Origin of the sequence: Aestuariibaculum sp. YM273, assembly GCF_030908365.1 — a bacterium.
Classification (GTDB): domain Bacteria; phylum Bacteroidota; class Bacteroidia; order Flavobacteriales; family Flavobacteriaceae; genus Aestuariibaculum; species Aestuariibaculum marinum.
Genome location: NZ_CP133090.1, coordinates 1,996,610 through 2,009,075, shown reverse-complemented (window position 1 = coordinate 2,009,075; position 12,466 = coordinate 1,996,610). Strand labels below are relative to the sequence as shown.

Sequence of the window (12,466 nt, the reverse complement as noted above, 5' to 3'; positions counted from 1 at the left end):
AAGCTTTTTAGTTAATTTAATTTTCATAAATTTGTTTGTGTTGTTAATTAGTTAAATATTAATTAATGATATGCAAGGAATAAGGACTATAACTTTGGCGAGTAACCCCTTATTCCTTTTTCTATTTTATAAGAATTCCATTTTTTTGTATCTCATAATTTTCAATTGATTTTGTTTTCTTTATTAAACTTAATATCTCCTCTAAATTCTGATTTTTACCTAAAATACCATTAAACTGTGCTTCCTTAATTTCTTCATTATCGAAATAAATATCCGTATCATACCACCTAGATAAAACCTTCATTATTTCAGACAACGGTTTACCTTTAAAAGCGAACAATCCTTTAGTCCAGGCAGTTTCGTAATAGGTCTCAACTTCTGTAATAAAAACTTCATTACTAGATAAATTTAAAACAGCCTGTTCTTTGGGTTTAAGATTCATTTTCATTGAAGATTCGTTCACTATGACATTCACTTTTCCTTCAACTAATGTTGTATATACATAAGGTTCATCTTTGTATGCCTTAATATTAAATTCGGTACCCAATACAACAACCTCTTGTCCCTTTGAAACTACCTTAAATTTTGAACCATTATGATTAGTGCTTGGTGAAACATCGAAATAAGCTTCTCCGTATAATATTTCTACCTGCCTAACTTCAGAATTAGCAAAACTCACTGGATACTTTAACTTTGTATCAGAATTTAACCAGACTTTAGTTCCATCTGCCAATTTCAAGATATATTGACCTCCTCTTGGAATACTTAAAGTATTATATGCTATTTCTCCTGACGTAGATTCTTTATAAACTAATTCCTCTCCATTACTGGTTGCATCCTCTGTTTTATAATTTTTGCCCTTTTCAAGTAAAACAGAAGTCCCATCTGAAGTTGTTAGGACAGCTTTATCCCCACCAACTTCAATGGTATTAACAATCTGTGGAGACACTAAGGTTGAACCAAAGTTATTTTTTGAAATAAATATCCCTACTGAAATAAAAATAATCAAAGAAGCAGCAACATACCATATTCTTTTTTTGAAACGACTCTCCCTTTGAGACTTTTCTAAAAATTGTTTCAAAGAATATCTATGATCAAATTTCTTATTTGAATTAACTAATTGATTAACTTTTACAAACTCATTAAAATAATTAAGGTTTTCTGGGATTTCTAACCATTTAACCAATCTTTCAGAATCTATCTCTGAAATAGTATTATTTATAAGTCTTAAGATTAATCTATCAATGTCCTGATTATCCATTTATTTATTAATTTTATAGTTATGATGCAAAAAAGAATAAAAACCCTCTATTAATTTATTTTTTTTTTCACATTTGTATAACATTCCTATACAAACACCTTAAAAATTGCATAAAAAAGAAAACATAAACTTAGCTTTTAATGCTATTAAAAATGGTAACCGAAAGGCTTTCGAAAGGCTTTATTCGGACTATTATGAAAAGCTATGCACGTTTTTATTAGGATACACTGATGATGAAATTATTGTTGAAGATATAGTTCAAGATGTCTTCTTAAAAATTTGGACAAACAGGAAAAAAATCAATATCACAACATCACTGAATAGCTATTTATACAAAACTGCCTATATAACTTTAATGGGAAATTACAGAGAACTTAAGAAGAAAAACAACATGCTCTCAACCTATTACTATACAGCATTAATCCAAGCTTCAGACACGGATGATGACGAAAAGACTTCTTTAATAAAGAAACTAAAAAACTGTATTGACAATTTACCAGAAAGAAGTAAAGAAGTATTTCAAGAAAATAAAATTTCAGGCTTGAAATATTCTGAGGTGGCAAAAAAATTAGACATCTCAATCAAAACAGTGGAGGGACATATTTCTAGAGCTTTGAGCTTTATTCGATCATGTATGCACTAAATTAATAAATTAGGTTTCGAACATGCAACCTCTAGGTTATGAGTTCATCTCCAGACTTATTCACAACACAAAATAAGGGCTTCCCAGATGCTATATTTTAAATTCGTATTCCAAAACGTGTTCAGTTTTGTGTTCACTTTGTTATTTAAATTTTCACTAAAATAACATAATTAATTCTTACCATTTTAATCTTGGTTTAAAAATAATTACATGATCGTTTTTTATCCCTGATTAACATATTAATTATATAAAACAAAAGGACCGCAAAAGCAGTCCTTTACAATTCACATTTACTTAAAGGGAACTAACTCAAATATGAATTCTCAACCAAAAAAATTAAGATATAAACTCGATACTTATAACTTCAATTCATCAAATAATGCTACTAATTTTTCATTAGAAGGTCTTGGTGCATTGGCTGTAACTATGTTTCCTTGTGGATCTAAAAGAATAAAACGAGGTATTCCTTTTATTAGATAATGTTGAACAAACTTGGAGTCAAACGCATTATCTGCAAGTAACTGAATACCCCCAAGTTCCTTCTCTTCAACCATGGCTTTCCATTTATCTCTATTATTAGGAGTATCTACCGAGATGCTTACAAACTCTATATTCTTATCGTGATATTGCTTTTCTACTTCTTTTAAATAAGGAATCTCGGCTTTACATGGCCCGCACCAAGTTGCCCAAACATCAATATAGACATACTTTCCTTTTAAATCGTCTAAAGAAGTTGTTGTGCCATCGATGTTCTCATAACCTTCAAACTTTGGCGATGGTTGGCCCTTAGCAACGGTTTTTAAAGCCAGGTAACTTTCTTCTATTTCTTTGTTATTAACCTCATCTGTACTTCCTTTTAGATATTCGGCATAATACCCTTCTAAATCGGAGGTATAAGTAATACCGTATTTAGCGCTTTTGTAACACAGAATGTTTTTTATGGTTTGATTAGATAAAGTATTAACCGCCTTCAAGTAAGCAACATCTTGATCTATTTCAATAGAATCTGACAATTTTCGAGCATGTTCAGTACAATAATTACCCACTAACCTACCGTAATTACTTGAAAAAAAGTAATCTTCAGCATTATTATAATTTAACTCTTCCAATTCTTTTAAAAACCCTTCAGACACCTTAAAGTCTTTTGTCTTACTGTAATAGGCGTGAGAACCTTCAAACTCATTTAATCGACTTAAATAACTATACCTAATATTTCTTCTCTCTTTATCAATGTATTCACTTGGCAAACCTTGAGTAGTTTCCAAAAGCTTGAAAGAAGCTAATACTATATCTTGTTGTTTCTTTTTAAATTCATTTTCAGGAAGCAAATAAACATTACCTACTCCTTTTAAAATGTCTTTTGAAACTTTTTGCTTCTCTAGTAAATAATTATTGTAAGCAGCACCTGTTCCTGAAAAATTTACAGTTTCATCGTAGTTATTGACATCAAAATTTAATTCAACATTATCTCCTGCTTGCAAATACATGTATGTTAGCTTACTTCCGTAATACAGCATAACATTATCAGCCTCTACTTGTAATGTATCAACGAATGTTCCATCTTCATTAATTGGAATGTATTTACTATTTGAATAAACCAAACTCATCAATTTTAAATCATCAGCCTGTGGATTTAAAACCTTTCCTCGCAAAATGATATAATCATTTTCATGTCCCATATGACAGGAAACCAAACTCATCAAGACGGCTCCGACACCTAAAATTTTTTTTATCATATTAAAATAATTTTTAAATATTCACCTCTACCCTACAACAGTCTTAAAATCAAAATTCTCTGACCTATAGAATTAAAGATTTAGTTCTGCAAATACATCTAAAAGTTCACTTGACGATGGTCTTGGCGCATTTCGATTAACAATATTACCTTCGGGATCAATTAAAATAAATTGAGGAATACCCATGATTTGATATGCTTTTATAAAATCGGAATTAAAAACATTATCGGCGATTAACTGAACTCCCCCTAATCCCTTTTCTTTAACCATGGTTTTCCATTTATCATAGTCTTTTTCTTTATCAACCGAAATACTTACAAAAGCAATATTGCTATTATCATGGTATTTTGTCTCTACCTCAATTAAATATGGAATTTCAGCTTTACATGGTCCGCACCAGGTTGCCCAAACATCGATATAAACATATTTTCCTTTAAAATCCTCGAGAGAAGTTTTACCTCCACTGTAATTTTCATAATTAGTAAAAGCTGGTGACGGATTTCCTTTTTCTAATGCTTTTACTTGGTTATATTTTTCTTGAACCTTAGCTTTTTGAGTTTCATTAGTAGTCAATTCTAAATACGTGTTATAGTCTGCTGTGAATTCATTAGCAAAACCTAAAGCCCCCATAATTGTTTGATACAAAAGGTCATTACGAATGTAATCTGACTGAAATTGGGTTGCTACTTCAAGCCTTGCTTGTCTAACAGATTTAAACCCGTCATTTACAAGACTATCTGCCATTTCTCTATGCTCAATATTCACTAAATTATTATAGTATCTAGACCCTCTATAATCCTCTTCAATTTGAAAATCAAGATGCTTTGCTTCTTCTAAAAAATCATTTGACACAACAAAATCAGGATCCTCAGCAAAATATCTATGTGAGCTTTGATAGTATTGTAAATTGTGAATAAACCAATAATTTATATATCTAGTTTGTTGCTCTTTAAAAAGTGGATTTATAACTTCTGAAGAATTCAACAATGACATTAATTTACTTTTTTGATTTAAAAGCAAACTTTTATAAGCCTCCTCTTCCAGCGTATAGTCGTTTTTTCTGTTTTCATCAAAATCTTTCATTTTACTATTAATACTCTGTAACAAAATATTTTCGTTCGCTCCTTGTCCTTCAAATTTTAATGAATCAGCAAAATTTTCGGCATCACTCTTTACTATAAGGTAATCTCCATCAAATAAAGCGACACTTATATATTTTCTTCTATCCAGAGATAAAGTGTATACACCTGAAGCTATATTCAATGTATCTTGAAAACTACCATCTTCTGCAATGTCTATTTCATACTTGAAATCCCGATCATTATTAGTTAACGTCAATTTATTGAGTTCTCCTTTGTTCTCAATTTTACCTTGAAGAATTGCATAATCTACCGTGGTATTGGTTTTACAAGCTACAAGAAGAATTAATATGAAAATTACTGATATTCTTTTCATTAGATTAAATTTGTTTTATCCTTTTTTAAAAATATTGTCCAGCATGGCATACATGTCTACCTTTTCCGGATTTTTTGAATTGTAAATAATCTTACCTTCCGGGTCTATTAATATTTTAGTTGGAAAAGAATTTACATTAAACGGTACCAACAAATTATTTTCATTTGTGGTTTGGATATGCTCCCAGTTATAATCGTTTTCTTCAACTGTTTTTTTCCATCTCGGAACTGCATCTCCAGAATTAACCCCTACTACAACAAAATTTTTATCTGAATATTTATTGTAATACTCTTTTATTTTTGGTATTTCGGCCATACAAGGTCCACACCAGGTTCCCCAGTAATCCAGTAACACATAGTTTCCTTTAAAATTTGACAATTTAAATTCTGAACCATCTAAAGTATTATTAGTAACAACCTCAGGGGCTGGCATGCCTATTTGTGTACTTTCAACAGCTTCTATTCTGCTTTTAACTTCATCATAAAAAGGCGTGCCTGATAAGGCTTCTGAATCAAAACCGGCAAGAACTGCTTTAGCTTCATCGTGCGTAAAATACTTTCTGTAATACCCATCCATAAACACATAAGACGCTGCTATAGATTTTGGATGATTTTTAGCAAACTCCTTTTTTAATTCGATTGCTTGTTTAAATAGCACATCTGATGAATCTGATAACTTTTTAGATTCTTCTTCACTTAATTCTTCGGTATATGTTCTAACTTTTAAAGCATGAGCTTTATCAATTAATGGAAATGTCTTTTCCTGAATAATCGTAAAATCCTGATTGACGCCTTTTTTATCAGACAACTTTGCATTTACCATATAATCGTCTACTCTACCTGTACAGGTAATTTCAGCGCCTGGATAACCGATAAACCATAATCTATTCACATCGGCTTTTGTTGAAGATGTATAGGTTTTACCATTATACTCACGTTGCCAACTTCTGGTATTTACAACATGAATGAAATACAGTTTATAATCATCAACCGAGTCGGTAAAAGTAAACCTCCCATTTTTCACCCAAAGGGTATCTCTTCGGTAACCATCTGGATACGCATCATTCTTTTCAGAATAAATCAAGTATTCAGTATCAAGGTTTTCTAAATTCGCCTTTAGCGTAAATGTTGATAAGTTCTCCTTCTGCAAACCAATATCCTTAGTTTTACAGCCAAAGAATCCCGTAGAAGCCATTAATATGGCTCCCAGTATTTTTACTGTTTTCATGTTTTTAAAAATTAATGTAATACGTTTATTGTATGCCGATACAGGCTGCAACCTGTATCGACACCAATAAAATATGACTTACAAATTAGTTTGTGTAGATATTAGAAGGCCAGTCTTGACCATCTGTTCTGGTAAGTGTAAAGGTTCCATACTCATCATATCCTGCTGAATATTGGTAACTAAAATCAATGGTTAATGTTGGACCACTCACATCAACAATATCCCATTTCTGAGCATATCGTCCTTCAATTTCAACCAGACCACTTTCATAATCGTATGTTAACGTTCCTCCACTACCATAATAATAATCGGCAGTTAAATGACTTACATCATATACTGTAAAGAAACCAGGCTGCAATGTAAAGGTCATGGTTCCTGTTTGTCCAACAGTTACTCTTCCATAAATCGTAGCGTTAGCAGTTGCCGCAATCCATTCATAGTTAAACGTTCCTTCCCAAATTGGAGGTGCTACATCAATTACATTTGTTCCAATACCATAAGTACAATTAAACCCGAAACAATCTACTCTCGAGTCTACTATAGATCCATCCTTTCCGGTAATAACCCATTTAAACTCAAAAATATCATTGGTAGCTACCTGACCGTTATGATTTGCAGAAAAATCATTTTTAAATAATTCCTCTAACTTATCTTTTGAAAAAGAAAGCACAAATGTATCGGAAGGATTTGAAATAGTTTCGTATAATTTCCCCTGTTCGCCTCCTAAATATGTAAAATTCTCACCATCTGTTTCTTCTGCAAACGCATAGATATCAATTTTGCTAATTTCTGATGCTGTAGCATCACCTAACTCCAATGTAACATTAAAATCTACATCTGTTGTATTCCAGTATTCACTACCATTAGCACCGGCTTCAACATAATATTCAAAAGCCTTTAGGTCTTCTATTGCTGGTGTAAATTTAAGTGTTGCATTATCTACCCATGTCGCATTGTATGGTCTTGGTGTTACTACATCTTCTTCTTCCTCACAAGATTGAAAAACAGGAAGCAATAACAAGCCTAAATAAAATAAAATTATTTTTTTCATCTCTATATTGTATTTAATGATCCTACTTTATATATAAAATATAAAACACTGACCTTTAGTTAATTAATTTAAGTTTGGGTTTTGATCGGTAACTGCCGGAGCAATTTTCACAACATAACCGTCGTCTCCTGGTTTTAACTCTATAGTCTCACCTGTTTCTGGATTGATACGCGTGTAGGTTGGGACTGCATCTCCATATACATGATACCTTTTTTGATCGAAAAGATTTATAGAGGTTCCTGCTAATTCCTTACGTCTTTCATTTTTAACAATTTGTAAGGTTGTTGCATCATTTGTATGGGTTAATGCTGTAAACGTTGACATTCTATTTGCTAACAATGTATTTAAAACTGCTATAGCTCCTGCTCCATCACCTGTGCGCACTTTAGCTTCTGCATTGGTTAACATTAATCTTGGTACAGTTAAACCATTACAACGCTCAGAATTTGCGTGCATGTAAATATAGTTTGGAGACACATCTACTCCTGCACTTGATGTTTGTGTTGCAAACAAATACCATCTTCTGTCGTTATCTTTATCGTACAACGCTTCCAGCTCTGGAGCATATAAGTGAAATGGGCGACTAAAAGACCAGTAATTGTATCTGTTCCACATATTCTCTTTATTTAATGTACCACTATACCATAAACTACCATTATTATACCCTGACCATGGATTAGATGGATTTGCAAAATCTATAGTATTGTAATCATATAAGAAATCGTAAAGATTTAAAGCTCTATTAGAGTTTTCTACAGCTTCATCAAAATCACCCATGAATAAGTTAATTTCTGCAATTAAAGCATAGATAGAAGCGCGACCTGGTCTAAAATTAGCATAAGAGTTTATAGCCTGATAGTTATTCCCTAATAAGCTAAGTGCTTCGTTTAAATCTTTTAACATTTGCTCGTATACTTCACCCAGCGTTGAACGCCCTAACTGAGCCTGTAAATCGATATTTAATGGCATCGCTACCCCAGGTAAATCTGGGTTTGCCGGATCGTAATGGTGTGCATACTCATTAACCACTAAGAAATATTCAAAAGCACGCTGGGCTAAAGCTTCAGCTTTTAAGATATCGCGATTTGCCGGATTAAAATTCCCTGGATCTACACCATTTACATTCTCTAAAATATAATTCATAGTATGAATGTAGAAATAGAAATTATTATAATCATTATCACTTACACCTGGCTCAAAAATATTGTGTTTCCATGCATAGGCATTTACATCTGTTGTACTATTTGCAATAGAAGCAAAACTGGCATCGTTATGGTACACATCCGGGTCCATATATCGTGTATTCGTCCCTACAGAACGCAGTATGGCATAATTCTGTAACAACTTATCTATATCTTCTAAAGTAGAAGGTATAATCAATCCTGTAGGCTCTACATCCAAGAAATCATCCGGGCTTTGACAAGCCGACAAGGTCAAAAATGTTAGCAATAAATATATATATGTTTTTTTCATGATATTACGTTTTGTTTTCATAGTGCTACTTTTTAAAATGACGCTCTAACCCCTAAAGTATAACGTGTTAAATTCCTGTAAGCTTCACTGTTTGGAGCGGTCGGATCTACTCCTAAATCATTTTTAACCCAAAGGAACGGATTGGTAACCTGCATGCTTAAGCGTAAGTTTTTGAAAAATGTTTTATCTAAAAACTGTTGTGGCATACTATACCCTAAAATAATATCCTGTACTCTTATGTAGTCGGCTTTATGAATATTACGTGTAGACTGGCTCCAGATTCTATGCATAGTTCCTGTTAACGATCGACTGATTAATCCAGGGACATCTGTAGTGGCCTCATCTCCCGGTTGCATCCAACGGTTAGCCCACTCCTTGTGCATTCTAATATTACCAAAATCGTAATCGTAGTTATTGTAAGTACCATATCCCACTGATCCGTAGTTATAAGACATTCTAAATACATGTCCTGCCTGATAGTTCATGTTTATAGTAAGGTCTAAGCCCTTATATCTAAACGTGTTTGATAAACCTCCATAATGAGGCGCTGTTCTGGTACCAGAATATTCCATTTCTTCCGGCATGATTGTACCATCATTCCATTTCTTGGTATTACCATCTAAATCATATAATAACACCTCTCCGTTATCATCTAAGCCAGCAAAGTTATACGCATAAAAAGACCCCATGGCATCACCCTCTACATAAGCATTTCCTGATGACAATCCATCTGCTGTTGGATTAGATTCAATTAATGATTTTGATAAAATATTCTTATTGTGGTTAAAATTAGCTCTTACAGACCATTTAAAATCACCATTACGAATAATGTCTGCATTTAATACCAATTCAACCCCTTTATTGTCAATATTAGCGTAATTTACTCTCGAGGTTGAAAAACCAACCGTTGGGTCAATAGGTCTGCTCGTATACACATCGGTGCTCTTTTTTACATAATAATCAAAGCTACCAGACAATCTATCATTAAAAAATGCAAAATCAAGACCTAAGTTTGTTGTTGCTGTTTCTTCCCATTTTAAATCTGGATTAGCTGGTTGACTTAGATACAAGCTATTATACACATTACCCCAAGTAATATTTCTAATGCGTGCTGCTGCCTCTGGGTACACCCCTGTTAAACTATTTCCAGCTAAACCGTAAGTTCCTCTAAGCTTTAAACGATCTATCCAACTTGCATTAGACATAAAGGATTCTTTATTTAAATCCCATCCTAAACCTACTGACCATAATGGCTTGTATCTAAAATCTGGATTACTTCCAAAAATATTAGCCTGGTCTATTCTGAAACTACCGTTAAGGGTATATTTTCCTTGGTAGGTGTAACCTACATTAGAAAAACCACTCACAAATCGGTTATCTCTATTCGTTACATTAAAGACTAATGCAGCATAGTAATCATAAAATCTACCGCCATTCCAGTCGGTTAATCTGTAACCAACTAATGCAGCTTCATCAATTGGTAAATACGACGTCGATTGTTTATCATATCCAAATTGTCTGTTTCTTGTAGACTCATTAAATCGTCTTGAATATTCACCTCCGGCAAACACTGTTAACTGATGATCATCCCAGGTTTTATCCCAGTTAATGGTATTTTTAAACACCCATCCTTTTGAATAAGAACGTTCCTGTAAATACATTGACCCAGGAGGTATGCCGTACTGATAATTTCCTGTTGATGAATCATAGACATAATAATCGTTAACAGTATTACGCCAAGATGGCATATTCATAGATCTAAACTCATCTAAATCGTTAGTATTTCTCTCATATCTAAATGCACTACTTACCACGAAATCTTTGAATAATTCGATATCCAATTGAAAATCAGCCCTAATATCTACCAACGTACTGCTTTGATCACGGTTTCTGCTATCTTCCAACGGATTATAGGTATAAGGCACACCCAGTTCGGCTTCACGCTCTTGAGACATCCATGGATTCCAGTTGTAATACTTTTGAATATACTGACCATTCTCATCAACCAATTGGTCGTAAGGTTGCGCCAACTTAACCAATTCAATAGGGTCTAATCCATATTGAGAAGTTAAATAATCTTCATTTACTTTTCTCAAAGCTGCTGTCATACCAGCTGTAAAGGAAATTTTATCATTAAAATCGAACGTATTTCTAAGGTTCATGGTCATACGATCGTTATCATCGCCTATTACAGCTCCGTTTTGATCTACATAAGACAACGATGCAAAAAAAGCATTACGTTCTCCACCACCTGATAAAGACAGATTGTATGTTTTTTGAGTTCCTGTTCTTAAAAAGTATTTACTCCACTGTTGGTCTATATCTCTCTTCTTAAGTTCATTGATATAGTTATCAAAAGTGTTTTGAGACCACACTACACCATCAGGCGACGTACCATTTCTGTATATATGCGCTAAATGAAAATCGTTAATACTACCTGTACCTGTTTCTAATCCATTTATATTAGTCCAACCTCTATCGATATACTCCTGATCTAAAGCTAGTTCTTGAGCTGTAGTCATGAAGTTAAAGTTCTTTAAATCAATATTCTCTTCTAAATCGACAAATGTTGAAGCGTCTACTTTAAGCGCCTGATTTTTACCTCCTCTTTTGGTAACAACCACAACTACACCGTTAGCTGCCCTTGACCCCCAGATTGATGACGCTGCTGCATCTTTAAGAACCGTAATTGTTTCTACATCTTCCGGGTTTATCGACTCTAAATTAGACTGGTCTGCTAAAGGGAATCCATCTACCACAATTAGCGGACTGGTATTAGAACTCAAGACAGAACCTCTACCTCTAATTTCAAAAGTGCCTTGTCCAAATGCATTATTAATATTCACACTAGGAATTTGTCCAATAATACGATCAATAATATTGGTACTACTTGGTCTTTGCTGAAGCTGTTCTGCTCCAACCTGAGCAAAAGATCCGGTTGTTCTTTCTCTAGATAAGGTTTGATATCCCGTAACAACAACCTCCTGTAAGGCATTTACATCTTCCTTTAAAGTGACATCTACATTAGAATAATAGGTTAAAGCACCAACCTCTCTGATTTCTTTAATAAAACCTACATAAGTAAACTCTAAAACAGCATCGTCAGCTACAGAAATGGAATATACCCCATTAAAATCTGTTGCCACCCCATTTCGAGTCCCTTTTTCTAATACCGTAACACCAGCCAGTGGCATACCTGTGGCATCGGTAATGGTTCCTGAAACGTTAACCTTTTGTTGTCTTCTGTCGTAAGTATGATCTACCTTTTTAATTAAAATGGTGTTATTCTCATCTATTTCAAACTCCAGACTACTATTTTGAATCGCCTTATCTAAAAGACTTATCACCAACACTTCTCCTTGTTCCAGTTGAATATTTGGAGAATTCTTAAATAATTTTTTTGGAAATATAAAGTGGTAATTGGTTTGTTGCTGAATGATATTAAACATTTCATCTACCGAAACAGACTGGTTTTGGTTAATAAACACCTTTTCCTGTGAAAAGGAGGTATTCGGATTAAACCCAAAAACCGTTGCGCACAACAAAAAGATAAATACTCTCATAATGCATAAGGGTAATCGCTTTCGTATTAGATAGCGATAGTTAGTTAATTTAATTTT

8 protein-coding genes are annotated in these 12,466 nt (G+C 33.3%); 1 reads left to right on the top strand and 7 read right to left on the bottom strand.

Annotation, left to right across the window (positions count from 1 at the left end; all coding sequences use genetic code 11):
* Positions 1-121: 121 nt before the first annotated feature.
* Positions 122-1,261 (bottom strand): FecR family protein, encoded by a 1,140-nt coding sequence (locus RBH94_RS08575; protein ID WP_307880534.1) that lies wholly within the window; start codon positions 1,259-1,261, stop codon positions 122-124.
* Positions 1,262-1,367: 106 nt separating this feature from the next.
* Between RBH94_RS08575 and RBH94_RS08570 the strand changes: the two genes are divergently transcribed.
* Positions 1,368-1,904, top strand: coding sequence for an RNA polymerase sigma factor (locus RBH94_RS08570; protein ID WP_307880533.1), 537 nt, complete (start codon positions 1,368-1,370; stop codon positions 1,902-1,904).
* 356 nt (positions 1,905-2,260) lie between these two features.
* Here RBH94_RS08570 and RBH94_RS08565 read toward each other — a convergent pair whose 3' ends face one another.
* The 6 genes from RBH94_RS08565 to RBH94_RS08540 form a co-directional block, all read right to left on the bottom strand.
* The gene (locus RBH94_RS08565) at positions 2,261-3,640 is read right to left on the bottom strand and encodes a TlpA disulfide reductase family protein (RefSeq protein WP_307880532.1); all 1,380 of its coding nucleotides are present in this window, start codon (positions 3,638-3,640) and stop codon (positions 2,261-2,263) included.
* Between the two features lie 72 nt (positions 3,641-3,712).
* Positions 3,713-5,095 carry a TlpA disulfide reductase family protein gene (locus RBH94_RS08560; RefSeq protein WP_307880531.1) on the bottom strand — a complete coding sequence of 461 codons (1,383 nt, stop codon included), beginning with the start codon at positions 5,093-5,095 and terminating at the stop codon, positions 3,713-3,715.
* 15 nt (positions 5,096-5,110) lie between these two features.
* Positions 5,111-6,322 carry a TlpA disulfide reductase family protein gene (locus tag RBH94_RS08555; protein ID WP_307880530.1) on the bottom strand — a complete coding sequence of 404 codons (1,212 nt, stop codon included), beginning with the start codon at positions 6,320-6,322 and terminating at the stop codon, positions 5,111-5,113.
* A gap of 85 nt (positions 6,323-6,407) precedes the next feature.
* Entirely contained in the window at positions 6,408-7,373 is a 966-nt protein-coding gene (locus RBH94_RS08550) for a hypothetical protein (RefSeq protein ID WP_307880529.1), read from the bottom strand.
* A 63-nt stretch (positions 7,374-7,436) separates the two neighbouring features.
* Positions 7,437-8,846 (bottom strand): RagB/SusD family nutrient uptake outer membrane protein, encoded by a 1,410-nt coding sequence (locus tag RBH94_RS08545; protein WP_307880528.1) that lies wholly within the window; start codon positions 8,844-8,846, stop codon positions 7,437-7,439.
* Between the two features lie 32 nt (positions 8,847-8,878).
* Complete coding sequence (locus tag RBH94_RS08540; protein ID WP_307880527.1) at positions 8,879-12,409, bottom strand: SusC/RagA family TonB-linked outer membrane protein; 3,531 nt, start codon at positions 12,407-12,409, stop codon at positions 8,879-8,881.
* Positions 12,410-12,466 lie beyond the last annotated feature (57 nt).